Consider the following 23804-nt stretch of genomic DNA (forward strand, 5'->3'; position numbering starts at 1 on the left):
CTCCTTGCCGCTATCTTGCAGTTTATGTGCCATTGGGATGACGTCAGTGGCGATGGATCTCACTTTAGATCCGAATGCATCATTCTCGGTTTTGAAAATTATCGTCGTATTTGCGCATCTGATGTGCCTGGTGACGATAGCTTATTTTCCAATCGCGGCATGGATTTTCTATTTGGCACTCTTCTCGGTGACTTCCGGCCAGGAAGATATATGGTTAGTGGGTTTCACCTTTCTTGCACCGCTTATGGCCGGAGTCGTCGCTTATAGCGGTTATCTCGTAGAGGCGTTGCTTGGTTTTCTGATCCTCTGGTATGGGGGATCGATTGATCTGGCGGAGGGAATATTTATGCCTTCCGATGCCTTAGCCACTGTAATTTGGGGTGTTTTACTGGGGGTTTCCGTATCTATCGGCCACGTACTCTACCGGATTCGCAAACAACGAAAAGATCTCTTAGAACAGTGGGATAGAGATGTGGAGCAGCGAAAGAAGACCATGGCCCATCTACTGCATGAGGATCTATATCGGGGCCTCATAACGGGGGAGCAATACAGAGCGGATAAGAAAGCCTCTCTTTAAATAAACGGCCCTATAGGTTTTGAGGAGAGGGTCGGCGGCATTGATGGCGTGTGCACCTATTAAGTCCCGGTTGTCCGCATTGGGTACACCTTACGTGAACAGGTCTGAATGACAACTTCTCCCTGTTAGGTAGCGTTATATCATGCCTAACGGAGCAGAACAGTCACTGCCTCTAGAGCTGGACGAACATCAGGACGTTGTTGTGGGGCAGAAAGTCGGTTACGCCCGCGTGAGTTCTTTGGAGCAGAACCTGGATCGCCAGCTTGCCCAACTCCGTGCGGCGGGGGCGTCGCAGATTTACAAAGAGAAGATCAGTGGCTCGACTCGTCACCGTCCCCAGCTGGAGGAGGTTCTGCGGTATCTGCGTAAGGGGGATCAGCTCATTGTTACGAGCATGGATCGCCTCACGCGTTCCCTGGTGGATCTGCACACGATTTTTGAGGATCTTGTGGGCCGTGGTGTGTCGGTGAGGTTTCTGCGTGAGGGGCAGACGTATTCGGCGAAGGCGGACCCAATTGCCAAGTTAATACTGGGGTTAATGGGTAGTGTGGCTGAGTTTGAGCGCTCCATCATCAAGGAGCGTCAGGCGGAGGGGATCGCTCGCGCGAAAGCCCGGGGAGTCTACAAGGGCCGGGTGAAGGTGCTTACTGATGTTCAGATCGCGCAGGCCCGAGGGCGGGGGGCCGGTGGTGTGCCCAAGGCGGACTTCGTCGGGAATCTCCCATTCCTCCATGAGGAAGGTGGCGTGGGTGGCCAGGTCGAAAGTGCGGGTGGTCTCGGTCGTGCCATTGCCGAAGATGTCGTCGGTGGCCAGGCGTCCGACTCCCTCGGGCAGGCCTGGCATGACGCAGTTGGTCAGTTTGAGGGTGCCGCCGCCGGTTTCCTTGATGAGGGCCCGGTAGTCATCAGGCAATCGCCTGCCGATGGCGTGCTCGATCTCGGTAAGTCGGGCCTCGTCGGCGGGGTCTCCGGTTTTGGTGAACATGTCGGTGTAAACAGTCATATATCTGCTCCTTAGAGGCAGTCGGGCAAGGTCGGCCACAAAGCTACGCCGCCGGTGTGCCTAACCTCATTGTGCACTTCCTTTTCAATGAGCTGCATGCAACCGCAATCCTGGTGATGGTGCCATACCAATCCGCGTTCTTGACGAAATTTTGCATTTGTTCCGAGTTTATGATCTGCGATTGCAATATCTAGATCCCTGTCCCCCGTAGGTTTGATGACGAAGTCTGTTGAGTTGGCTTCGCCACGCATAACTTTCGGGTCATATTCAGCTACAAAGCGATCGAGGATGGGGAATCCTTCGTCGGTGAAGTAGATGTCTCCATGTTTTTCGTGGAATCCTGGTGGCATTTTGGCGGGGTCACCGTCGCGCCATTTATTGCCTGCAAAACGGGCGTTGATGGGGTTGCGTCCGTTGATTTTTTGACGGTGGATGGGATTGGGCATTTCGATGCGGCAGTGATGTAGGTGTGCTGGGTGCCGGCGGGGGTGCGGCAGATCGCATTGGAGTAGGTGATAGTCCCGGTGGCTGCGACACCGCTAATCCTGCACGCTGCGGGGATGAGTGCGTCATCGAGTGCGGCTTTGACCCATGAGTACTGGAAGGCGCGTTTGATCTCGCCGGATTGGCGATGAGCTTGCGGATTGCGGGCATGGCCTTGGCGATTTTTGCGCCTTTGCCGATGGGAAAACTCCCACGGCAGCCCAGATGCATCCACTGAATTCCCCGTGGAAGCATTTGAGTACGTCGCCCACACCGATGAGGTCGAGGATGAGATCGAGAGCTTCCTTGCCGATCGCGGAGCGGATTTTATCCAGTGCGCTTTGAGGCTCGACTTTGAGCTCGCCTACGGCGGCGGCCCTGGCCTGTTCCCTTTCGCTTAGTTCGAGTTGCCACGCTGCGGCGTAAGCGTCGTTGGCTGCCTGGCTAGCTGCGGCGGCATCCTGGCTGGCGGCGTTGGCGGATTGGCGGGCCGCGGACGCTGAAGCGGCGGCGTTGGTCGCGGCGGCGCGGGCGGTGGCGGCGTACGTGGTCGCCTGGTCGGCGTTACTGGTCGCCTGGGCTGCGTCGGCTTCGGCGGACGCGGCTGCCTCGTGGCCGCATTGCTGTTGTTGCTGGGCGAAGTCGAGTGATTGCTGGGCGGAGTCGACGTGGGCTTACGCTTGTTGGGCGGATTGTTCTGCCCGCCCGGCCCATTGCCGTGCTTCGCGGGCGTATTCATCGGCCCGGTCGGCTGCTCCGTTTGCCTGCTGGTAGGCCGCCTGTGCGGTCGCGGCTTGTTGCGAGGCGTCATCGGCGGCTTTGTTTCCCAATTCGAGGAGGGAATCAATTTCGGCGTTGTGGGCATCGCGTTGGCAGTCGAGCATGCCGCGGCGATACTGCTCGATGGTGATGAACTCGTCGAGGGTCTTCCGGTCCCCGGCAATGGCGGCTTCAGCTGCGGCTTTGACCTCCGGGCCACCACTTTCACCAGGTGATACGCCTGCTGGAGCTGGTCACTATAGCGGGCCTTGTCGTACCCGCCGCCGTTGACGAAATCGTCGAGGGCGTCATATCCGCCGTCGCGTAGTGCTGCGTCGGCTGCTGCCCGGGTGTTGTCCCCCTGGGTCTCGCGCAGCTTCCATGCTGTGTCGATGAGATCGGGAAGACGAAGGGTTTTGACTTCGTCGTTGATGAACCAGTCGTACACCACCACCCCGACACGGACGTTCGAACGCTACGCCAGCTCCCCTTCCGCCCAGTCCGCCATATACTCCGCAATGCCGTGCGGGTCCTCCAAAAAGTCGCGCATGGCCCTGTACGCGAGGGTGTCCTCCACCGCAAGGCAGCGCTCCATGCCGTGCTCGCTGATCTCCACGATCTCCGCGCCCGGCACCCCGAGCACGATCGGCGAGTGCGTCACCGCGATCACCTGCGCATCCGCCTCTGCCAGCGCGTGCAGCTGGGACAACAAGGCCATCTGCGCTACCGCAGACAGGCCCGATTCGGGCTCGTCCAGCAGGTACAGCGCGTTCGGGATGAACCGGGAGGTCAGCTCCATCACGGACTCGCCGTGCGATCGGCCACCAAACTGCGTCACCCGTGTATGCGTCTCTCCACGGAGAAAATACCCGGCCTTCGCACGCGGCCCAGTCCGTAGTTCCAGCGCACCGAACATCGGGTCATGGGCGCCAGCCTTGCCGACGCCCCACGTTCCGCCTTCCACCGCAAACCCCCACGCCCGCGCCATCCCCTCAAGCAGCGTGGATTTGCCTACGCCGTTGCCGCCCGTGATCAGAGTGATCGGGTGGGTCAGCGCGAAGCCTAACTCCGCCACGTGCGCAATCGCCGGGGTCGCGAGCGCCCAACCCGGGGACTTCGAAGGATCGACGGTGACGTGCTCGATAAACATCACGGCTGCACCAGGAATTGTGCCGTGCCAGCCGGGTCGCTGATGAATTCCCGGGTGGCGGTGACGGGCTCGCAGGCGTCGTAAGGCACAGGCTCTAGTGCGGGAACACCCACAATGCGGGCACCGGGGACGGCGAGCAGCACCGGCGAATGCGTGGCCATGAGCACCTGTGCGCCGCGACGTACCAGGACGGTGAGCAGACCGAGGAGCTCCAGCTGGGCAAACACGGACAGGCCGTCCTCCGGCTCGTCGAGGATGACCAACGATTCCGGGCCGAGGCGCTCCCGCGCCAGCAACATGATGCCCTGGCCGTGGCTGCGCTTCGGTATTGCCGCGAGCGGGTCCTCCGGGCCGAGCGATTGGTGGTATTCGCCGAGAGAGAAGAATGTCTCGCCGCGTAGGAAAAACACGTCGCGCGGGTTCTGCCGGCGGGTCAACGTGAGCGAGGCGTGCAGCTGGGAATGGTCCGCCGCCGCAAACCGGGCGTTGCGGGAGCCGCCCGCAGCGTTCGCGCCGGCGGCGACAGCGATGGCCTCAACCAACGTGGACTTTCCAGAGCCGTTGTCGCCGGTGAGAATGGTCGTGCGGTCGAGTTCGAGGGGGCGCTCGGCCAAGGCCCGAACCACCGGCAGGTCGCGGGCGTAGCCGTGCACCTTACCGGTAACGCTGATCTTGGTCAGGAACATGAGCGGTAGTGTATCCGCACGCAACAGCGCGGGCCCCACTCCTCACAAGTGGGACCCGCGCTTGAAATGCTGTTGTCGTTGGACTGCCTATATTCCGTTCTCAGGCGGAGCAGTCGTCGATAAGCGGGTGCGTTATGCGCTTACGACCTCGAAGTTCACCTTGCCCTCCACGTCATCGTGGAGGTTGACCTTGACCTGGTAGCCACCGGTCTTGGTCACAAGGCCCTTCGGCACGTTGATGCGGCGCTTGTCCAGGTTCGGGCCGCCTGCAGCCTTCACGGCAGCGGCGATGTCAGCCGGCTTCACGGAGCCGAACAGCTTGCCGTTGTTGGCGGTGCGCACGGGAACCTTGATGCCCTTGAGCTGGTCGAGCTGGTCACGCAGCTCCTTGGCGTGGTCCAGGTCGCGGACCTGGCGCTCAGCCTGGGCGCGCTTAATGTCTTCAATCTGCTTCTCTGCGCCGCGGGTAGCCGGGATAGCCAGGCCGCGCGGGAGCAGGAAGTTGCGTCCGTAACCGTCCTTTACCTCGACGACCTCTCCAGGCTCGCCAAGCTTCTCGACGGCAGCGGTGAGGATCAGCTTCATAATCCTAACCTTCCTTGTGGTGAAAAATGCTTGATGTGTGGTTGTCGTTTAGAACGGCGGCTCATCGCCTGCGCCGCCGGAAAAACCGCCGGCATCCGGTGCGGAACCCCACGGATCATGATCGGGCTGGGACTGGTTTTGGCCACCCTGGTTGCCGTTGTAGCCACCCTGGCCGCCCTGAGGCTGGCCGCCCTGGGACTGGCCGCCGAAGCCGCCGTTGCCCGGGTTGTAACCGCCCTGGTTCTGGCTCTGGCCGCCCTGGTTTCCACCGAAGCCGCCTCGCTGGCCACCCTGGTTGCCACCACCGTAGCCGCCCTGCCCGCCCTCACGAGGGTTGCGGGACACAGACGCGCTAGCGTACTTCAGGGACGGGCCGACCTCGTCGACCTCGACCTCGAACACGGTGCGGTTTTCGCCCTCTTTGGTCTGGTAGGAACGCTGGCGCAGCTTGCCGGTGACAACGACGCGCATACCCTTGGTCAAGGATTCCGCGACGTTTTCCGCCATCTGCCGCCAGCAGTTGCACGTGAGGAACAGGGCTTCGCCGTCCTCCCACTGGTTCGTCTCCCGGTTAAAGGTGCGGGGCGTAGACGCGATACGGAAGTTCGCAACGGCGGCGCCGCTCGGGATGAAGCGCAGCTCCGGGTCTGCAACCAGGTTGCCGACAACGGTAATTGGGGTATCGCCTTGAGCCATGTCCTAAACCTTCCTACCTGCTGATCGTGTGGTTTCTGAGCCTACCGGTTCCTACTTGTCGGTACGCAGAACCTTGGTGCGCAGAACGTTCTCGTTCAGGTTCAGCACGCGGTCGAGCTCGTTGACCGTGTCAGACTCGCAGTCGAGGTTGACAACGGCGTAGATGCCCTCTTCCTTCTTGTTGATCGGGTAAGCAAGGCGCTTCTTGCCCCACACATCAACGTTTTCCACCTTGCCGCCATCCTTGCGGACGATCTCCAGGAACTTATCCAGGGACGGGGCAACGGTGCGCTCATCCTGCTGCGGATCGAGGATGATCATTACTTCGTAGTGACGCACGGACCTCATCACCTCCTATGGTCTTGATTGTTTCGGCCATCACCCTTGTGGTCATGGCAGGAGGGTCGTTGCGTCAAGCAACCCGAACAGACTACCTGACGGTTTGACCAGCACAAAACCCCGCGCGGCGTGAGGTGGCCCGGCTTTCGCCTAGTGCGGGTTCGGCACCGCGGAAAAGAGCGCGAGGGAGACTGGGATGACGGTCATGAAGATGAAGGCGGCTGCGCCGAAGCCTATCGACGCCCGCTTACGCCCTTGCACAGCCATGGTGAAGGACACGCCGAAGAGGGCGAACGCCACCACGATGGAGGCGATGCCCAAGATCGTTGTGGTGCTCACCGGCTGCACCTTTCCAGCGACGGCTCCTTCCACTCAGCGGGAAGTGACATGAGGGGGTCGTGCCCGTTGTGAGCGGCTCGGACCTTGTCGCGCCGCTTGCCCAGCACCTGCCGCACCACCAGCATCATGATGGTGATGATGAGTGCGTCGCGGGCGATGATGACGATGTTGAGGAACCAGCCGGGCAGGCCCATGTTGTCGGCCCCCAGCATGTGCCACATCAGCACAGGCCACACGGCCATGTCCACCGTCATCCAAGTGAGCAGTAGACGCCAGTGCGGCAGCGCGAGGACCGCGGGGATGACAAACCAGAGGGAGTACTGCGGGCTCCACACCTTGTTAAAAAGGAGGAAGAACCCCACGATCAGCACGACCAGCTGCGCGATGCGCGGCGTCTGCGGCGCCTTCAGCCCCAGCACGAGCACCGCCAGGCAGCCCAGCAGGAAGAGCACCAAGGTCACGGCGTTGAGGACGACCGGGGCGCCGTCGCCGGAATCGAAGCCGTCCCAGCCCGTCAGGCGGGAAATCACGGCGTAGATGGTGGTCCACTCCCAGCCGCGGTCCGTGTTGAGGCGGTTGAACTCGCCCCACGCGTCCGGGTTGCGCAGGTAGACCGGCACGTTGACCGCCAGCCAGGACACCACCGCGGCAGCGAGCATTCTGCCGAACGGCGCAAGCTCACGCCTGCGCAGCGCCACGGTGAGGTAGGCACCGAGCAGGAAGATTGGCCACAGCTTGAAGGCGGTGCCGAGTCCGATGAGCACGCCCGCCAACCAGAAGCGGCGGTTGCGGGCCGCGAGCATCGCGGCGACGGCGAAGAAGATGGACGGGATGTCCCAGTTGGTGAACGCGTGGACGATCAGCAGCGGGGAGCCAGCAACCAGGAGGGTGTCCCAGATGCGGTTGCCCGCGAGCTCCGCCACCATGCGGACGGTGATCACCCAGATGATCGAGAGCAGCAGCGCGGTGACGTAGAAGTACCAGCCGGACGGCGGGAGGACGGTATCCACCAGGAAGTACGTGCCGCGCGACAGCCAGGCAGACAGCTGCTGGAAAAGACCGGCCAACACGGGGTACTCCATGTAGCGCGTCAGACCGTCGTCGACCCACGAGTAGTCGTAGACGAAGCCGCCCTTGTCTAAGCCGCGTCCACCGTAGAGCGGCACGATGTCGTTGTAACAGGCTGCGGTGTACTGACGGTTGCCGTCCCAGTTGAGCTGGATGCCGCCGTTGCCGTCCGCCTTGCCGCCGGCGCAGTGGGCTTTTTCAAGCAGACCAAAGGAAAGGAAGAGGTAGGTTACCGCGAGGATGGAGCGCAGCGGTGTCCAAAACCTTGCCCGGCCGATCTGCGCGAAGCGGCCCATCGGCCCGCCGAGAAACTCCACCCAGCCGCGGGCAACCGGCTCGGTGCGGCCGGGCTGCACACGGTCCGCCGGGTCCGGCCACGTGATCAGCTGGGACTGCTGGGTCTGCCGGGTGGAGGACATTTACTGCAATGCCTCTTCAACTTGGCCGATGACGTTGTCGATGGCGTCGCGGAGCTCGTCGGCAGGCGCCGGGTCCTGCTGGGGCGCCGGCGCCGGTGCAGACGACGGGGCGGGTGCCGGGGCGGAAGTGTATGCGGGGGCGGGAGCCTGCTCCACCACCTGGCTCTGCGGCGCCGTGTAGCCCGACTGCGTCTGCGAACTAGACGTCGACGCAGACTGGCCGGTGCCAGTGCCCGTGCCAGTGCCGGTGCCTGAGCTGTACGTGGTGGAGGGGCTGGAGTAGTAACCGCCCATGCTGGTGCCGCCACTGTAGGGGCTCACGCCCCAGTACACCGGGCTGGCTTCGGCGAAGTTCTCGAACTCTTCGCCCTCCAACTCGGTGTCCAGCACGTCCTTCCAAATCTTCGCCGGCGTGTTGGAGCCGAACATGTTGCCACCCCACTCGTTGAAGATCGGCGAAGTGTTATCTGCGGTTCCGACCCACACCGCGACCGCGAGCTGCGGGGTAGAGCCGACCATCCACGCGTCCTTGTTGTTGCCGGTGTCGCCCATCTGGGCGGTGCCGGTCTTGGCGGCCGACGGGCGGCCGCCGGCAAGTGTGGCGTTGGAGTAACCCACCACGCCCTGCATGGCCTCAAGGACGTTGTCCGCGACCTGCTCCGACACACGGCGCTCGGCGTACTCGTTGTCCACCTGGTAGAGGACCTCGCCGTTGGCGTCGACGATCTTCTCCACAAAGTGGGTCGGGTGGAGCAGGCCGCGGTTGGTCAGCGTGGCCATCGCGGTAGCCATGTCGAGCACGCGCGACTGGTACTGGCCCAGCACGATGCCCTCGTACGGCTGGCCACCGTTCTCGCGCAGGGTAACGGGGATGCCCGGGATGGACTTCGCCACGCCCAAGGCGTGGGCCATGTCGGCGGTGTCCTGGGTGGTGTTGTCCAGCTCGTTCTGGATGCGCATGTAGGCGGTATTGGAAGATACGCGGGTTGCCTGCGACATGCTGATCATGCCGCCGCCGCCACCGTCCCAGTTGGTCACGGTGATGCCACCCGGTAACTGCACCGGCGAGGAGTCGAACATCGCGGTCAGCGGAATGCCCTGCTGCAGCGCTGCCGCCAACGCGAAGATCTTGAAGGTGGATCCCGTCTGCAGGCCGGCGTTGGCGTAGTCCCATCCGCTGGCCTCGTCGCCTCCGTAGTACGCGCGCACCCCGCCCGTGGACGGATCCACGGCCACAACCGCCGTGCGGGCGTCCTCCTGCAGGTTGGCCAACCGGTCGCGGGCAATGCTCTCCACGTTGGCCTGGGAGTCCTCGTCGATGGTGGTGGTGATCTGCAACCCACGGTTAGTCAGGTCGTCTTCGGTGATACCCAGGGCCGCCAGCTCGGTGATGACCTGGTTCTTGATCAGGCCGTTCGGCCCAGTCGCCTCGGTGTAGGCGGAGTAGCTGGCCGGGTCGCGTGTTTCCGGGTACTCCAGCCCGGCGCGCTCATCCGGCGTGAGCTTGCCCATCTCCACCAGGCCGTCCATCACGTAGTTCCAGCGCTGCTCGGCGGCTTGGCGGTTGGTCCACGGGTCGAGCTCGCTGGGAAGCTGGATAGAGGCGGCAAGGACACCGCCCTCTTCCACGGTCAGCTCGGACGCAGGCTTGTCAAAGTAGGCGTGTGCCGCAGCTTCGACGCCGTAGGCGTTGCGGCCAAAGTAGACGGTGTTGAGGTAGGCGCGCAGGATGTCTTCCTTCGACCACTGGTTGGTCATCTTCACGGAGTACACCAGCTCGTTGGCCTTGCGCTGGTAGGAGTGCTCGTTGCCCACCAGCGCGTTTTTCACGTACTGCTGGGTGATGGTGGACCCGCCGCCAGCAGAGGTGTTGCCGGTGAACTGCCCGATTGCGGCGCGGGCGAAGCCGGTGAAGGAAAAGCCCGAGTTCGTCCAGAAATCGCGGTCCTCCGCCGCCAGCACAGCGTCTTGCACGTCGGCCGGAACGGCCTCAAGAGCCACCTGCTCGCGGTTGCCTTCCGGCGGCACGACGCGGGCGAGCTCGTTTTCACCGTCGCGGAAGTAAATGGAGGACACCTGCGCGGTTTCAATTTCGCCGGGCTCCGGCACGTCGGCCCGGACGTACTTCCAAACAAACCAGGCCGCGGGGATGGACGCGAGGAGCAGCAAAAACAACCCGAGAGCGAGGACCCACTGCCCGGCACGGGACTTTTCTCCCGTTACGGCCGTGGAACCGCCGCCGTCGCCGGTGTTCGCGGCCTCGGTGCTCGTGCCGTTCTCGTTGTTCGGCCCCTTTGTGTTTTCAGTGCTTTTGTCAGTCACACGTTTTCCCTGCACAGTCGCACCCGCCGCGCCCGCTGGGGGGTGCGAAACGGGCGAGCTACCTACCAAATTCCTACCGGACACCCTACCTGCCCAGTTCGGATTCACACTACTGGTACGGCTGTGACTTCCTGCAACAAATGGTTCCATTTGCACACGGGGCAAACCTCGACCACATGGACGGTCAGGGGCCCCACCTCGTGGGCGAGCCTGTCAATCTCGTCCTCACTACGCGCAGTCCCCGTCCGCCTGCCCAATTTTTCGGAGTAGACCCAGCGCACGTTGCGCATTGCGCCCCCGCACACAGGGCACGGCCGGGCGGAATCCTCGCCATGGTGCTGCGCGGCAGCGCGCAGCAGAAAGTCGGCGTCGCACACGTCGCGCATAGGCACGCGCCCCATCTTGAGCTCGCGCAGGGTCTGGCGGCGCTGCCACTCGTGGGACACCTCGTGCTCGTACGTGAACATCCCGGCCATCTTAACCACGCTTTTTTCGCGGGTAGGGCTGGTGCTTATGATGCCTGTGCAACTTCCAGCCCGCTGACACGACCACCTGCCAAGGAGGTAGGACCTGAGTACCCCAGCCAGTTCCGACGGTGCCCGCCTTCCGGCCGGTACCTCTCCCCTGCGTGTGCTCGTGGGCTGGGACGTGACCAATACAGAGGCCGTGGAATTCGCCGGCTGGCTCGGCCGTTCACTGCCGGTGCGGGTGCAGGTGATGTCCAACGCGCGGTCCCCGTGGTCAAAATCCCTGGCCAACGCAGCCAAAGGCCGCAAGAAGCGGATGAAGGAAGCGCAGTCGACCTTTGACAGCCGGGTGGAGAAAGCACTGAAAGAGCACCTCCCGCGCACCCAGTGGTCTAAGGACGTGGCCCGCCTGGTGGACAGCAAGGATACGGTGCGCTCTCTCTACGACACGGCCGAGGATTTCAACGCGGACCTTATCCTGCTCGGCTCGCGTGCGAAGACCCCGAAGGGCCGTCTCCGCCCGTCGAGCGTGGCCGACGAGCTCATGCGTTCCTGCCCCGTCCCCCTCGGCCTGGCCCCGCGCGGCGTGAAGCTGGCTAAGAAGGGCATCACGCGTGTCACCTACGCCATCGTGATGGAGGACGAGCCGGTGGAGCCGGACTTTTCCGGGCTGGATTACGCCACGGCACTCGCCTGCTCGCTGAGGCTGCCGCTGCGCATCATCGCCTTCTCCCCCACCGCGTACGAAAAGCTTTCCTCCTCCTGGAATGAGCAGACCCTGGGCATCTTGGATCGCGCGCGCGACTACGCGTGGGCGCTGGCGGAGGAGTTCGCCCCGGAGCGCTGCGACCACTTCGACGTGACAAGCGCGGTGTCCGCCGCGAAGAGCTGGAAGCGCTCCATCGATTCGGTGAAGTGGAAAAAGGGCGACATCATGTGCCTGGGCTCCCAGCCGACACAGCAGCTCACCAGCGTGTTTGTGGGCACACGCGAGGGCGAGTTCATCCGCTACGCCTCCGTGCCGGTGATCGTCTGCCCCCGCGCCGCGTCCAAGCCCAAGAAAGCGCAGTAAGTTTGGCCCGTATGGAGCACCCGGAAAACGACCTCCACTCCCCCGCCGACCGCTTCTCCCGTGTGCGGCCGGAGCCGCGCTCCTTCGACGAGCTCGCGGACCAGCCCGACCCGCTCGAGGTGGACCGGGCCAACCGCCGCTCCACCCGCAACGCGATCCTGTTCGCGGTGGGCACCGTCGCGGTCACCCTCCTGTTCGCTCTTGTGCTCGCGGCCATCTCACGCGCGCAGGGCGGTCCGCTTTGCGACGCCGGCTCCGCCTGGCTCTGCACCGATACGTGGCGCACCTGGTGGGCGGTGGCCACCTCCGTCCCGCCAGTCGCGGGCCTGCTCGGCTGCGCGTTCATCATGGTGCGCAAGCTCAACCGCTACGAGCGCTGGATTCCCTGGATGGGCGTGTTCTGGATCCCGCTCGTGCCGTTTACGATGTCGTGGCTGATCGTCACCGTGGGGATCCTGGCCACCGCTTAGGCGCACTGCCCGCAGTACGGGTTTGTCTCACGGCACGTCTCGCAGCTCAGGTACTGCCGGCGACACTCCGGCTCGTTCGCGCAGTTGTAGAACTGGTTCGTCGCCTCCCCGCAGTGCACGCAGTGGCCGAGCTGCACGTAGTCTGGGTCGTTTTCGGCGCCGAACTCGGTGTGCATCCGGTCGTCGAACACGTAGAGGGAGCCCTCCCACAGGCCAGAGTTGCCGAACTGCTCGCCGTAGCGCACGATGCCGCCGTCGATCTGGTAGACCTCCTGGAACCCGCGGTTGATCATCAGGCTGGACAGCACCTCGCAGCGGATGCCGCCGGTGCAGTACGAGATGACGGGTTTGTCCTTCATCCAGTCGTACTTGCCAGAATCGAGCTCTTTGATGAAGTCGTGGGTGGTCTCCACGTCCGGCACCACCGCGCCCTTGAAGCGGCCGATCTCGGCTTCGCGCGCGTTGCGCCCGTCGAAGAACACGGCGTCGGGCTTCTCGGCCACTAGCTCATTGACTTGCTGAGGGGTGAGGTGCTCTCCCCCGCCGACCACGCCGTGCTCATCCACTTTCAGCTCGCCCGGGGCGCCAAAGGCGACGATCTCATCGCGGGCCTTGACGCTGAGCTTGGGAAAGTCATCCGCCGAGCCGTCGGACCACTTGAACTCCATGTCTTTGAAGTACTCGCGCGTCTTCTTCGCGTAGGTCTTGCACGCGCGGATGTCGCCCCCGACGGTGCCGTTAATGCCGTCCTTGGACACGATGATCCGGCCCTTCAGGCCCAGCCCCTCGCACAGGTCCCGCTGCCACAGGCGCACCGCGTCCGGGTCCGCGACGGGCTGGAATTTGTAGTAGAGCAGGATCTTGCTGGTCATGCCTGGCAGTCTAGGTCCACGCAGGCCAGGCGGGAAAGTTACAGGTCAAAGGCTTTGAAGGCGATGGCGAGCGGCACACCGAGGGCCTCGCCACCCTGCTGGGCTGCCCCGCCGACGATCTCCGCGCCGCTCGGGTGATCGGGCAGCGCCTGGAAATACGCCTCGTGCGCGTCGAGGGACTTCGCACCCTTGTCCACGTGCCGCTGCTCCACCCGCACCGCCACGTCCGGGTCGTTCGCGCCGGTGACCAGGAGTTGTTTCGCCTGGTGGCGGTCCCCCGCCTCAGGGAAAAGGAACTCATTTCCCGCGTCGCGCGCCGCGTCCAGTGCCGCCATGCCAGCCACCCGGTGGTCCGCCTGGTTGAGCCCCCAGGGGGCCACCACGCTCCAATCCTGGGTGAGCACCACCGTAGGTTTGACAGCACGGATCTTCGCCGCGATCGCTTTGCGCAGCTCAAGGGTGTGCTCGAGCACCCCGTCGGTGAAATCAAGCATTGCAAGCTCGCCCGCGCCGACGATGTCGCACGCGCGCCGCTGCTCGGCGGAGCGCACCTCACGCACCTGGGCGGGGTCGCCGCCGGCAATGCCGTGCTCGCCGTGGGTGAGCAGCAGGTAGGACACGTCCACGCCGTCTTCCGCCCACTTCGCCACGGCGGCAGAAGCGCCGTACTCCATGTCGTCCGGGTGGGCCACCACGGCGAGCACACGGTCGCTGGACGTAAGTTTCAGTTCGCGCATTTACCCCATCCTCTGCTTGTAGGCGTGGGCGTCGCGGGTGTACACGCGGCGGTGGGTGCCCACCTTGTGTCCCGGGAGCCTACCCTCGTCAATGAGCTTGACCACGAAGGGGCGGGATACTCCTAGCAGGTTTGCCACCTGCTGCGTCGTCATTTCCTCGTCCGGCTCCGGCGGGCGCACCAGGCGGCCCTCCGCCATGTCTTCCAGTAGGTCACGCACCCACACGGCAGTTTGCTTGGGCAGCACAACGTGGTCTTCCGACTGGGTGCGGGCGACCGCGAGATTAGCGTTGAGCTCCGCCAGCGCAGCTTCTACCGGCGACTGCTGTTCCTGCATGGCCCCGACCCTAAACCACAACCGAAACGAGCGCAATAGTCGGCGCGGCACAATTTAGCGCTTGTGGTACAAGGCCTTTCGCCAGTACTGCGGTTCGGAGGTGGCCAGCACGCCCAGGTTGCGGAAGATGGCCTCGTCCACAGACCCTAAGATGGCGGTGATGTGCGCGTCGCACCCGCGCAGGCTGCGCAGATGCTCCAGCGCCAGGGCCGCGTCCGGGTTTCCGGCGGCGGAGACGGACAGGGCGATGAGCACCTCGTCCGTGTGCAGGCGCGGGTTCACGGAGCCCAGGTGCCGCGTCTTCAACGACTGGATCGGCTCGATGGAGTCAGGGGAGAGCAGGTGCACCTCGTCGTCGATGCCAGCGAGGAGCTTCAAGGCGTTGAGCAGCACCGCAGCCGACGGACCAAGCAGGTCCGAGGTCTTGCCGGTGACGATGCGCCCGTCCGGCAGCTCCAAAGCCGCACCGGGTTTGCCGGTGCGCTCCGCAACGTCCAACGCGGGCGCGACAACGACCCGGTCGGCAACGGTCAGGTCCGCCTTGCGCATGACGTTGAAGTTGCGGTCGGAGACGGTGGAGTCCGCGTCGGCGCGGCGCTCGTCCACAAGCGCGGCGAAGTAGCGGCGGATAATCTCCTGCTCCGCGGCATGGCGGCACGCGGCGTCGTCGGAGATGCAGTAGCCCGCCATGTTCACACCCATGTCCGTGGGGGACTGGTACGGGTCCGCGCCCGTGGCCTCCCGCAACAGCGTCTTCAGCAGCGGGAAGACTTCAATGTCGCGGTTGTAGGACGACACTTTCTCCCCGTACGCCTCCAGGTGGTACTGGTCGATGACGTTGATGTCGTCCAGGTCTGTCGTGGCCGCCTCATAGGCCAAGTTCACCGGGTGCGACAGCGGCAGGTTCCAGATGGGGAAGGTCTCAAACTTGGCGTAGCCGGCCTCGATGCCGCGCTTGTGCTCGTGGTAGACCTGCGACAGGCAGGTGGCCAGCTTGCCGGAGCCGGGGCCCGGCGCGGTCATCACCACCAGGTCGCGGGTGGTTTCCACATAGTCGTTGCGGCCGAAGCCGTCCTCGCTGACCACCTTCGAGGTGTCGTTGGGGTAGCCCTCGATCATGTAGTGGCGCGAGACCTTCAGCCCCAGCCGGCCGAGGCGCTCCAGAAACGCCTCCACGTTCTGGTTGTGGCCTTCCAACTGCGTGACCACCACGTTTTCCACCAAAAAGCCGCGCTCACGGAACACGTCCACCAAGCGCAGCACGTCATCTTCGTAGGTGATGCCCAGGTCGGCGCGGATCTTCTGGCGCACCACATCGCCGGCGTTGAAGCAGATGACAATTTCCACTTCGTCCTTGATGCGGTCCAGCATGGCGATCTTGTTGTCGGGCGTAAACCCGGGAAGCACGCGGGAGGCGTGGTTGTCGTCGAAAAGCTTGCCGCCCATCTCCAAGTACAGCTTGCCGCCTACCTCGGCGCGCCGCTGCTGGATGTGCTCGGATTGCATCTGGATGTATTTCTCGCGGTCGAACCCGATCGTGTACGGCATGCGCGTTAGTGTAGCCGTTGCTTCTCGACGTTCAGCTCCGCACACGTACCCTTTTAAGGCATGGACGACTTCACCTGGACCGCAGCCCACATCCGCCAGGCAGAAAAGGAGCTTCTGGAGCGCCAAACCGAGCCGGACCAGCTCATGCGCGCCGCGGCCGCCGCGGTGGCGCAGGCAGCCCGCGACATGCGCGAGGGCAGCGCTAACCGCCCAGGCAAGGTCCTGGTTGTTGCTGGTCCGGGCGGCAACGGCGGCGACGGGCTCTACGCGGGCGCGGAGCTGGCTGAGCTGGGGGAAGAGGTCGAGGCGTACCTCACCGCGGGCACGGCCCACGAACCCGCGCTCGAGGCGTTCCGGCGCGCGGGCGGGCGGGCGCTCGACGAGTTGCCGGACAGCCCGTGGGAGTACGCCCTGGCCATCGACGCGATCACCGGCATCGGCGGCACCGCAGGCCTGCGCGACGAGCTCGCTGAGGTCGTGGAGCTGCTGGATTACCCGCTGCTAAAGGTGCTGTCCGTGGACGTGCCCTCCGGTGTGGCGGCGGACAGCGGCGACGGGGGAGCGCTCCACGTCACCGCCGAAGCCACCGTCACTTTCGGCGGGTGGCGCCGGGCCCACGGCCTGCACCCCGCCTGCGGCACCCAGCTGCTCGCGGACATCGGGGTGGGGGAGCGGATGCTCTCGCAGGCCCTGGGCCAGCTCGCAGAAGAGGCCCAGCTGGGGGAAACCCTCCTGCTCAACGTCACGCGAGCGTGCCCGCCGGGCGAGGAGTGGAGCGCACCGCTCGAGCACATGCGGCCAGCGCATGTCTCTTCCGTGGAGCCGCACCCTGCAGACGACAAGTACAGCGGGGGAGTGGTGGGCATCCGCGCAGGCAGCGGGCAGTACCCGGGCGCCGCGCTCCTGTCTGTGTCCGGCGCGCTGTACGCGACTCCGTCCATGGTGCGTTACGTGGGGCCGCAGGCCGCCGAGGTCGTGCGGGCGCACCCGGAGGTCGTGGCCACGCAGGAGCTCGACGAGGCGGGGCGGGTGCAGGCGTGGGTGTTCGGGCCCGGCGCGGGGACTGATGAAACTGCGGCGCGCGAGCTGGCCTGGGTGCTGCGCCAGGAGGTGCCGGTGCTTATCGACGCCGACGGCCTCACCCTCCTATGCGACCACCCCGACCTGCTGGGACAGCTCCACGACAGGGAGCACCCGACGGTGCTCACTCCGCACGACGGCGAGTTCGCCCGCCTGCGCGAGGCCGCGCAGGTGCCAGCTTCCAACCGCCTAGAGGAGACGCTGCAGCTCGCCGCCGCTCTCGGTGCCACGGTCCTGCGCAAAGGCCGCTGCACCGTCATTGCCAGCCCACCGGATGCGGACACCGCGTACGCCGTCGACGCCGGCCACTCCTGGGCTGCCACCCCCGGCTCGGGCGACGTGCTCTCCGGTCTGGCGGGGGCGCGCATCGCCCTGGCCGCGGCGAGGACCGAGGACCCGGGTTTTCTGGCCACGGAGGTCGCGGAGGCCGTCAACTACGCCGCCAACGTTCACGCCCTCGCCGCGGCGCTGGCCGCCGACACCCAGTTCGGCCCCGCGCCGGCCCCGGCCAGCCGCATCGCCGACTTCATCCGCGAGGCCACAGCGGCCCTGACCGATGCGTGACGCCGTTGTCGTCGGTGCCGGCCAATCCGGCCTGGCCGTGTCGCACTACCTGCGCAAATACGGCGCGGATTTCGTCGTGCTCGACGCCTCCGACGCGCCGGGCGGGGCGTGGCCGCACTATTGGGACGCGCTCACACTGTTCTCCCGCGCCGAGTTTTCCAACCTGCCCGGCTGGCCCATGCCCCACTACGACGGCTACCCGCCGCGCGACCGCGTCGTTGACTACCTCACCCGCTACGAGCAGCGCTACGACCTGCCTATTCGCCGCGGCGAGCACGTTACGCAAGTGCGTTACGACGGCTCCGCGTTCCACCTCAACGGCCTCACCGCCCGCAACGTGGTCATAGCCACGGGCATCTGGTCCGCGCCGTTCGTGCCGTTCGTGCCGGGGACGTTCACCGGGCGGCAGATCCACTCCGCGCGATACCGCCGCCCGGCTGATTTTGCCGGCCAGCGCGTGGCCGTCGTCGGCGGGGGCAACTCTGGCGCTCAGATCGTCGCCGACTTGGGGCTTGCCGGGGTGTCCGTGCAGTGGTTCACCCGCCGGCCTCCCGCCTACATGCCCGCGGACGTGGACGGCGAGCAGCTCTTCCGTCGCAACCGCGAACGCTTCGTCGCCATCGCGCGCGGTGAAGAAGACCCAGGCGGCGCCGACTTTCGCGGCGAGATCGTCCAGGTGCCAGAGGTCCGCCGCGCCAAGGATGCGGGCCTGCTGGGCGCCACGCCGATGCCCGCGTCTCTCGACCAACTCACCGACTTCGATGCCATCATCTGGGCCACCGGCTTCCGGCCGGCCTTATCTCCCATCCGCGGCATCCCGCGCGACACGCCTGGGCTGTTCGTCCTCGGTTTCGACAACATCAACGGCCCGGGCGCCGGCACCATCGGCGGAGTCAGCCCGTTCGCCCGCGACATCGCCCGGCAAATCACCGGGAGGCGCCAATAGTTGGTGCACCCCCAGTTGTCCGCAATGCGGAGTAGCAGAGTCCGCAAGCGGTCGCCAAGGCCACCTTCGCACCGCCCAGCAATACCAGGCCGTACCCAATAGTTGGTGCACCCCCAGTTGTCCGCAATGCGGAGTTGCGGAGCCCGCAAGCACCGATCCGCCAGGGCTTGCGCCGTCCCACCATGGGCCGTACTTTGGCCCGGTGCCAAACACCCAGCTAACCAGCCAGCCAACACAGTTCCCCGTTGTCCCGCTGGCGGCAATGAGTTTCGCCGCGTTCGTCTACGTCACGTTCGAGATGTTCGCGGTGGGCCTCATCTCGCCCATGGCGCAGGACCTGGGTGTCTCTGAGGGCCAGATCGGCCTGCTCATGAGCGTGTACGCAGGGTTAGTGGCGGTCGTGACCATTCCGCTGATGCACCTGACGCGCAACGTCAATAGGCGCTACCTGCTCATTGGCACTCTGCTGTTCTTGCTTGGTGGCATCGTGCTCCAGGCCAGCGCGACGAGTTACGCCTCGCTGGTGGCGGGCCGTGTCACGGCAGCGTTTACGCACGGCCTCTTCTGGTCCCTGGTCAACCCGATGGCGGCCCGCATCGCGCCCGCCGGGCAGACCGGTAAGGCCGTCGCGGCTGTCTCGTTCGGCTCCACGCTGTCCATGGTGCTCGGCTCCCCGCTCACGACGGCGATGGGCGCGGCCATCGGCTGGCGCGCCGCCACCTGGGTGCTGGGCGTGGCCGTCCTCGCGGCACTGGTGCTGCTGGTAGCCACGCTGCCCAGCCTGCCCGCCATCGCCCCCAACAGCGCGGCAAAGGCGCAGGCGACCAAGTCCGCGATCCCGTCGCTGGTGATTTACCTCATCTTCGCGGTCATGGCCATCTTCGCTACCTTCACCTATCTCGCGCTGCTGGTGGAGAACACGGCCGGCCACCAGTACGTGCCGTACGGCGTCGCGCTCTACGGCATCGCCGGCCTGGTGGGGGTCACGCTGTCCGGCCGGCTTGTGGACGCCCGCATGATCCGCCTCAACGGCGCCGCCACCGCCACGCTGGTCATCTCCGGCATCGCGGGCCTACTCGCGCTGCACTACGCCTCGGGCGTGGGCATGTTCCTGGTCATTGCCGTCTTTGGCGCTGCGGCGGGCGCGCTTCCCACGGTGGCCACCACGATCTTCCTGTTCGCGGGCCAGCGCAACCAGGACCTGGCCAGCTCCGTCTACGTGGTCACGTTCCAGGTGGGCATCGCGTCCGGTTCCGCGCTTGGCGCCGCCACCGTGGACTTGGGCTTCCTCTCGGGCACACTGCTGTCCACCGTGGTGCTCGGCGCACTCGCGTTCGTTGTCATGGCCACCCGCTCGCGGTCCCTGCTGCGGTAACGCGCCGGCTCCACAAACCGCCCCGCCGCCTGCAACGGCACGTAGCCACGCACGAATTCCGCGGTCGCGCCGGCCACGAACGTGCGCTGCCCCCACTCCGGCACGCGGAAGATCCCGTGCGGCACGCGTACCAGGTCGCGCCCGCGCAGCATCGTCGCCCCCATCTCCTGCAGCGAGGTCACGATAAACCCGTCGCCCACCGCGTACGCCACGACGTTGCTGTCCAACGCCCGCAGCTTCTCGACGACGCTTCGCCCCGCCAGCCAATAGCCGTCGCCGGCCGTCAGGTCGTCGTCAAGCAACGGCGGAAGCGACGTGACCTGGGGGCCGCGACGCGAAAGCCCCGCCCTGCGCTCGATCTCCCTGGCTAATAGGGTGGCGTCGAGCGGGGCGGGGCCAGTGGCTGCGTAGAACGCTGCGTAGAACACAGGGGCCAGTCTAAGCGTTCACGCCGAGTTCGAAGACCTCGTCGCGGGCCGTGATGAGCGAGCGGTCGTGGGTGACAAAACCGCAGGCGATGCCTCGCTCCTCGGTGAGCTGGCGCAGCAGCGTCACAATCTCCTGGGAGCGGTCCGCGTCCAGGGAGGCCGTGGGTTCGTCCGCGAGCAGCAGGTCCGGCTCGCCCATGAGCGCGCGGGCGATGCCGACACGCTGGCGCTGGCCGCCGGAGAGCGCACCCATCCGGCGATCGCCGAGGCCGTCGAGGCCCACTGTGGCCAGCAGCTCGTCGGCTCTTTCCTTCCGAGGACGAAGTCCTCGGATGTGGTCGGTGACCAGCAACTGGTCGCGCACGTTGAGGGCGGCGATGAGGTTGGCTTGCTGGAAGATCATGCCGATCTTGTCGCGGCGCACGTCGTCGTCCACGTCCACGCCGTTGAGCTGCGCCGTGCCGGAATCCGGCGTGATCAGGCCGGCGGCCACGGACAGGAGGGTGGACTTGCCGGAGCCGGACTCGCCGACGATGAAGGTCATCTCGCCCGGCTTGGCGGTGAAGTCCAGGTGGTCGAGCACGGTGCGCTTTTCCTGGCCGTCCTGGAACGCGACGGTGATGTCTTTCAGTTCGAGCATTATGCGGCACCTCCAAGGGCCTGCTGCGGGTTAACCTTCACAATGGAGCGGGTGGCGATCAGCGCGCCGACCATGCCCAGCGCCCAGATGGCGACCGGGGGCACGATGGCCGTGACGGGGGAGAGGGCGAACGGTGCGGCGCCCTGCATCCACATGCCCAGCCCGTACGCTGCGACGCCGCCGATGAGCACGCCGACTGCCAGGAGTACGGCGGACTGGCCGAGCGCGTCCTTGAGCAGGTAGCCGTTGGATGCGCCGATGGCCTTCAAAATAGCTAGGTCGCGGGTGCGCTGCATCGTCCACACGGTGAGGAAGGCGATGATCACCAGCGCGGCGATGGCGTAGAGGAAGCCCTGGATGAGCTTCAACGAGCCCTGCTCCGAGGAGTAGGCGGGAAGCCCGTTGAAGGACTCTTTCAGGCTCACACCGCCATCAACCTCCTGGGCCGACTGGTCCGACAGCAGCACGGTGCCGTCGGCGTCGGTGCGCATGATCTGCTGCCAGAATTCCGTGGGCACCCACAGGACAGGCGAGTGGGAAAAGGCGAGGTCTTTGCCGATTGCGCCGACGGTGATGTCGTTGCCGGCGACGGTGACCGTATCGCCCTCGTTGACGTTCAGGCCCGGCGCGGCGACGGCCTCCGAGCCCAGGACCGCGCCACCCGGTAGCTCCGTACCTTCCGGCAGGGAGAGGATGGCCACCGCGGCGTCGTTGCCGTCCGCCTTGGTCATGAGCATCTGGCTCGTGCCCAGCGGCGTGAGGCCATCACGCGCCGTGACGCGGGAGGTGGTGAACGAGATGTCCTCCGGGTCCTGGAAGACCACGGACTCCGGGTCCAGCGCCTCCAACGCGGACGTGTTTTGCTTACCCAAGCCGGCGGTCAGGCCAGTCAGCACAACCACCAGCAGCGTGATGAGCGCAACGGTGCCGGCGATCAGCCCGAAGCGCCCCTTAGCTGACGTGATTTCTCTCATTCCTACGAACATGGCTTTCATCCTGCCGTTGACCTGCACCGTTACACATCGGGACGGCGGTTGAAATCCCGGTCAACCGATCGGTTGATCTACGCTCAGTCGCATGTTGTCCACCAACCGGATCCTGGAAATGCTGCGCGTGAGCCTGCATGTGCTTGTCGCCGTGCTCCTCGCCGTGGGGCTGGCCGGGCAGGTGCGAGACGACGCCCCGCTGGCGGCCCTCCTCCTGGCCGCCTGTTTCGCCGCGGTCTACTTGGCCGGCACCGTGTGGCACAACCGCGGCAAGGCCTACCCGGCGTGGGCACCGTACGTGTGGCTCGCCGTTGTCGCCGTGTTGTGGGTGGGGTTGGCCCTGCTGTCCGAGGCGTTTGTCTGGCTTGAGTTCCCGCTGGTCATGCTGGCGTGCGTGATCCTGCCGGTGCGGTGGGAGTTGCCCGTGACGGCTGCGTTGCTGGCTGTCACCCTGTCGGTCACCGCGCCGGGGGGCGGGCCCGGCGCGGTCGTGGGCCCCACCATCGGCACGGTGCTGGCCGTGTTCATCGTCCACGCCTACCAGGCGCTGCGGGCCGAGGCGGACCACTACCGGCAGATGGCGGAGGACCTGCGCGCCGCCCAGCGCGAGGCCGCCCACGCCGAGCACGCCGCGGGTGTGGCGCAGGAGCGCGCCCGCTTGGCCCGGGAAGTCCACGACACGATGGCGCAGGGCTTGAGCTCCATCGTCCTGCTCGGCCGCGCGATGGACAAGCAGCTGGGCGAAGGCGACCCGGCGCGCGAGACCCTGGAGGTCATCCGCGCCACCGCCTCCGACAACTTGGCGGAAGCGCGCCGCTTCGTCTCCGAGAACTCCGCCAACGCCGCCGAGGTGGAGGGGGCCACACAGCCGACACCGAAGCGGCCGCCGTTGCCCGCGCGGCTTGAGCGCCTGGCCCGCCAAGCCGAGGACCGGCAGCGCGCGCTGGGCGAGGCGCTCGAGGTGCGTGTGCACGCCGTGGACCTGCCGGAACCCGCCGCATCAGTCGCGGAGCGCCTCGTGCGCGAGGGCCTGAGCAACATCGTGCGCCACGCCGGGGCGTCCTCGGCCGTGGTCACCGTGGATAAGCTTGGCGCAACCGCAACCATCGACGTCTTTGACAACGGCCGCGGCATCTCTGGCCCGGAGGGCTACGGGCTGAAAGGGCTGCGCGCCCGCGTGGAGGAGGTCGGCGGAGAGATGACGGTGGAGGGCAACGTCCTCGCCGCGACACTGCCCTTGGAGGGGAAATGACACTTCGCGTCATGCTTATCGACGACCATCCGGTCGTGCGCGCCGGCCTGCGCGCGGTACTCAATTCCTTCGACGGCGTCGAGGTCGTCGCCGAGGCCGCCGACGGGAACGCCGAGGTGCCGGACGGGGTCGACGTGGTGGTCTCCGACATCCAGATGCCCGGCGCGTCCGGCATCGACCTCACCCGCCGGCTTGTGCAGGCGGGCGGGCCGCCGGTGCTCATCCTGACCACCTACGACACCCAAGCGGACGTGGTGGCCGCAGTCGAGGCGGGTGCGATGGGCTACCTGCTCAAAGACGCTCCGGAGGACGAGCTGTACGACGCGGTCGTGCGCGCCTCGCAGCGCACCCGCGTGCTCTCCCCGCAGGTGGCCAACGTGCTGGCGGACCGGCTGGTCAACCCGGCGGAGGCGCTCTCCGCGCGCGAGATCGAGCTCCTGCGGGCGCTGCAGACGGGCGCCTCCAACAGGGAGATCGCCGAGCAGCTGTTCATCTCGCAGGCGACGGTGAAAACCCACCTCATCCACATCTACGCCAAGCTGGGCGTGGACAACCGCACCGCGGCCGTAGAAAAGGCCCGGCAGCGCCGAATAATCTAAGCTGTG

The 23804-nt window shown here is 65.6% G+C and carries 27 protein-coding genes and 1 pseudogene; 10 read left to right on the forward strand and 18 right to left on the reverse strand.

Features of this window, described 5'->3' with window-relative positions; genetic code table 11:
- Window positions 1-46: 46 nt before the first annotated feature.
- Together CUREI_RS10740 and CUREI_RS12095 are read left to right on the forward strand one after the other, a co-directional pair.
- Complete coding sequence (locus tag CUREI_RS10740; RefSeq protein WP_144242463.1) at window positions 47-577, forward strand: hypothetical protein; 531 nt, start codon at window positions 47-49, stop codon at window positions 575-577.
- Window positions 578-719: 142 nt separating this feature from the next.
- Window positions 720-1139 (forward strand): annotated as a pseudogene (locus tag CUREI_RS12095) (recombinase family protein); the annotation flags it as partial.
- Here CUREI_RS12095 and CUREI_RS12715 read toward each other — a convergent pair.
- Window positions 1113-1580 (reverse strand): SMI1/KNR4 family protein, encoded by a 468-nt coding sequence (locus CUREI_RS12715; RefSeq protein ID WP_038613422.1) that lies wholly within the window; start codon window positions 1578-1580, stop codon window positions 1113-1115. The pseudogene CUREI_RS12095 and the gene CUREI_RS12715 sit on opposite strands and share 27 nt — an antisense overlap.
- Window positions 1581-1591: 11 nt before the next feature.
- Complete coding sequence (locus CUREI_RS12720) at window positions 1592-2026, reverse strand: HNH endonuclease (RefSeq protein WP_236627211.1); 435 nt, start codon at window positions 2024-2026, stop codon at window positions 1592-1594.
- Window positions 2027-2308: 282 nt separating this feature from the next.
- Between CUREI_RS12720 and CUREI_RS12725 the strand changes: the two genes are divergently transcribed.
- A complete protein-coding gene (locus tag CUREI_RS12725; protein WP_236627212.1) occupies window positions 2309-2464 on the forward strand; it encodes a hypothetical protein in 156 nt (51 codons plus the stop codon).
- 273 nt (window positions 2465-2737) lie between these two features.
- Here CUREI_RS12725 and CUREI_RS12730 read toward each other — a convergent pair whose 3' ends face one another.
- The 10 genes from CUREI_RS12730 to CUREI_RS10800 all read right to left on the reverse strand — a co-directional run bounded on the left by CUREI_RS12730 (window position 2738) and on the right by CUREI_RS10800 (window position 10893).
- Window positions 2738-3007: a hypothetical protein gene (locus CUREI_RS12730; protein ID WP_236627288.1), complete on the reverse strand. Its 270-nt coding sequence runs from the start codon at window positions 3005-3007 to the stop codon at window positions 2738-2740.
- Window positions 3008-3297: 290 nt separating this feature from the next.
- Window positions 3298-3972, reverse strand: a complete 675-nt coding sequence (locus CUREI_RS10760) for an AAA family ATPase (protein WP_051952351.1) — start codon at window positions 3970-3972, stop codon at window positions 3298-3300.
- The gene (locus CUREI_RS10765) at window positions 3972-4658 is read right to left on the reverse strand and encodes an AAA family ATPase (RefSeq protein ID WP_038613424.1); all 687 of its coding nucleotides are present in this window, start codon (window positions 4656-4658) and stop codon (window positions 3972-3974) included. The genes CUREI_RS10760 and CUREI_RS10765 overlap by 1 nt, the downstream gene beginning before the upstream one ends.
- A gap of 132 nt (window positions 4659-4790) precedes the next feature.
- Complete coding sequence (gene rplI / locus CUREI_RS10770; RefSeq protein ID WP_038613426.1) at window positions 4791-5243, reverse strand: 50S ribosomal protein L9; 453 nt, start codon at window positions 5241-5243, stop codon at window positions 4791-4793.
- A 48-nt stretch (window positions 5244-5291) separates the two neighbouring features.
- Entirely contained in the window at window positions 5292-5939 is a 648-nt protein-coding gene (locus tag CUREI_RS10775) for a single-stranded DNA-binding protein (protein WP_038613428.1), read from the reverse strand.
- Window positions 5940-5990: 51 nt separating this feature from the next.
- Complete coding sequence (rpsF, locus tag CUREI_RS10780) at window positions 5991-6278, reverse strand: 30S ribosomal protein S6 (RefSeq protein ID WP_201773331.1); 288 nt, start codon at window positions 6276-6278, stop codon at window positions 5991-5993.
- Window positions 6279-6428: 150 nt separating this feature from the next.
- A complete protein-coding gene (locus tag CUREI_RS10785; protein ID WP_038614457.1) occupies window positions 6429-6617 on the reverse strand; it encodes a hypothetical protein in 189 nt (62 codons plus the stop codon).
- Window positions 6614-8104 (reverse strand): glycosyltransferase family 87 protein, encoded by a 1491-nt coding sequence (locus tag CUREI_RS10790; protein ID WP_051952352.1) that lies wholly within the window; start codon window positions 8102-8104, stop codon window positions 6614-6616. The genes CUREI_RS10785 and CUREI_RS10790 overlap by 4 nt, the downstream gene beginning before the upstream one ends.
- Window positions 8105-10426 carry a transglycosylase domain-containing protein gene (locus CUREI_RS10795; RefSeq protein ID WP_051952353.1) on the reverse strand — a complete coding sequence of 774 codons (2322 nt, stop codon included), beginning with the start codon at window positions 10424-10426 and terminating at the stop codon, window positions 8105-8107. It lies immediately after the preceding gene.
- 104 nt (window positions 10427-10530) lie between these two features.
- Window positions 10531-10893, reverse strand: coding sequence for a DUF5318 family protein (locus CUREI_RS10800; protein WP_038614464.1), 363 nt, complete (start codon window positions 10891-10893; stop codon window positions 10531-10533).
- A 181-nt stretch (window positions 10894-11074) separates the two neighbouring features.
- Here CUREI_RS10800 and CUREI_RS10805 point away from each other — a divergent pair, with 181 nt between their 5' ends.
- Together CUREI_RS10805 and CUREI_RS10810 are read left to right on the forward strand one after the other, a co-directional pair.
- Window positions 11075-11965 (forward strand): universal stress protein, encoded by an 891-nt coding sequence (locus CUREI_RS10805; RefSeq protein ID WP_158407465.1) that lies wholly within the window; start codon window positions 11075-11077, stop codon window positions 11963-11965.
- Window positions 11966-11976: 11 nt separating this feature from the next.
- Window positions 11977-12435, forward strand: a complete 459-nt coding sequence (locus CUREI_RS10810; protein WP_038613432.1) for a hypothetical protein — start codon at window positions 11977-11979, stop codon at window positions 12433-12435.
- Here the strand turns inward: CUREI_RS10810 and trhO are convergent.
- From trhO to CUREI_RS10830, 4 genes are read right to left on the reverse strand one after another with little or no spacing between them, the layout of a single operon-like run.
- Entirely contained in the window at window positions 12432-13307 is an 876-nt protein-coding gene (gene trhO, locus CUREI_RS10815) for an oxygen-dependent tRNA uridine(34) hydroxylase TrhO (RefSeq protein WP_038613434.1), read from the reverse strand. The two genes, CUREI_RS10810 and trhO, sit on opposite strands and share 4 nt — an antisense overlap.
- A 38-nt stretch (window positions 13308-13345) precedes the next feature.
- Complete coding sequence (locus CUREI_RS10820; protein WP_038613436.1) at window positions 13346-14044, reverse strand: PIG-L deacetylase family protein; 699 nt, start codon at window positions 14042-14044, stop codon at window positions 13346-13348.
- On the reverse strand, window positions 14045-14380 hold the full coding sequence (locus tag CUREI_RS10825; protein WP_051952355.1) for a helix-turn-helix domain-containing protein: 336 nt from the start codon (window positions 14378-14380) through the stop codon (window positions 14045-14047).
- A gap of 54 nt (window positions 14381-14434) precedes the next feature.
- A complete protein-coding gene (locus tag CUREI_RS10830; protein WP_038613438.1) occupies window positions 14435-15928 on the reverse strand; it encodes a DUF1846 domain-containing protein in 1494 nt (497 codons plus the stop codon).
- Window positions 15929-15988: 60 nt separating this feature from the next.
- Between CUREI_RS10830 and CUREI_RS10835 the strand changes: the two genes are divergently transcribed.
- The 3 genes from CUREI_RS10835 (at window position 15989) to CUREI_RS10845 (ending at window position 19893) form a co-directional block, all read left to right on the forward strand.
- Complete coding sequence (locus CUREI_RS10835; protein ID WP_038613445.1) at window positions 15989-17572, forward strand: bifunctional ADP-dependent NAD(P)H-hydrate dehydratase/NAD(P)H-hydrate epimerase; 1584 nt, start codon at window positions 15989-15991, stop codon at window positions 17570-17572.
- Window positions 17565-18518, forward strand: a complete 954-nt coding sequence (locus CUREI_RS10840; RefSeq protein WP_038613447.1) for an NAD(P)-binding domain-containing protein — start codon at window positions 17565-17567, stop codon at window positions 18516-18518. Before CUREI_RS10835 ends, CUREI_RS10840 begins: the two co-directional genes overlap by 8 nt.
- Window positions 18519-18780: 262 nt before the next feature.
- On the forward strand, window positions 18781-19893 hold the full coding sequence (locus tag CUREI_RS10845) for an MFS transporter (RefSeq protein WP_051952356.1): 1113 nt from the start codon (window positions 18781-18783) through the stop codon (window positions 19891-19893).
- A gap of 438 nt (window positions 19894-20331) precedes the next feature.
- Here CUREI_RS10845 and CUREI_RS10850 read toward each other — a convergent pair whose 3' ends face one another.
- Together CUREI_RS10850 and CUREI_RS10855 are read right to left on the reverse strand one after the other, a co-directional pair.
- The gene (locus CUREI_RS10850; RefSeq protein WP_038613451.1) at window positions 20332-20961 is read right to left on the reverse strand and encodes an ABC transporter ATP-binding protein; all 630 of its coding nucleotides are present in this window, start codon (window positions 20959-20961) and stop codon (window positions 20332-20334) included.
- Complete coding sequence (locus CUREI_RS10855; RefSeq protein WP_038614470.1) at window positions 20961-21947, reverse strand: ABC transporter permease; 987 nt, start codon at window positions 21945-21947, stop codon at window positions 20961-20963. The genes CUREI_RS10850 and CUREI_RS10855 overlap by 1 nt, the downstream gene beginning before the upstream one ends.
- Window positions 21948-22038: 91 nt before the next feature.
- On the opposite strand from CUREI_RS10855, the gene CUREI_RS10860 reads away from it, so the two are divergent.
- Both CUREI_RS10860 and CUREI_RS10865 read left to right on the forward strand, forming a co-directional pair.
- Entirely contained in the window at window positions 22039-23199 is a 1161-nt protein-coding gene (locus CUREI_RS10860) for a sensor histidine kinase (protein ID WP_038613453.1), read from the forward strand.
- Entirely contained in the window at window positions 23196-23798 is a 603-nt protein-coding gene (locus CUREI_RS10865; RefSeq protein WP_038613455.1) for a response regulator, read from the forward strand. Before CUREI_RS10860 ends, CUREI_RS10865 begins: the two co-directional genes overlap by 4 nt.
- Window positions 23799-23804: the final 6 nt, after the last annotated feature.

This window comes from Corynebacterium ureicelerivorans (genome assembly GCF_000747315.1).
Lineage (GTDB): Bacteria > Actinomycetota > Actinomycetes > Mycobacteriales > Mycobacteriaceae > Corynebacterium > Corynebacterium mucifaciens.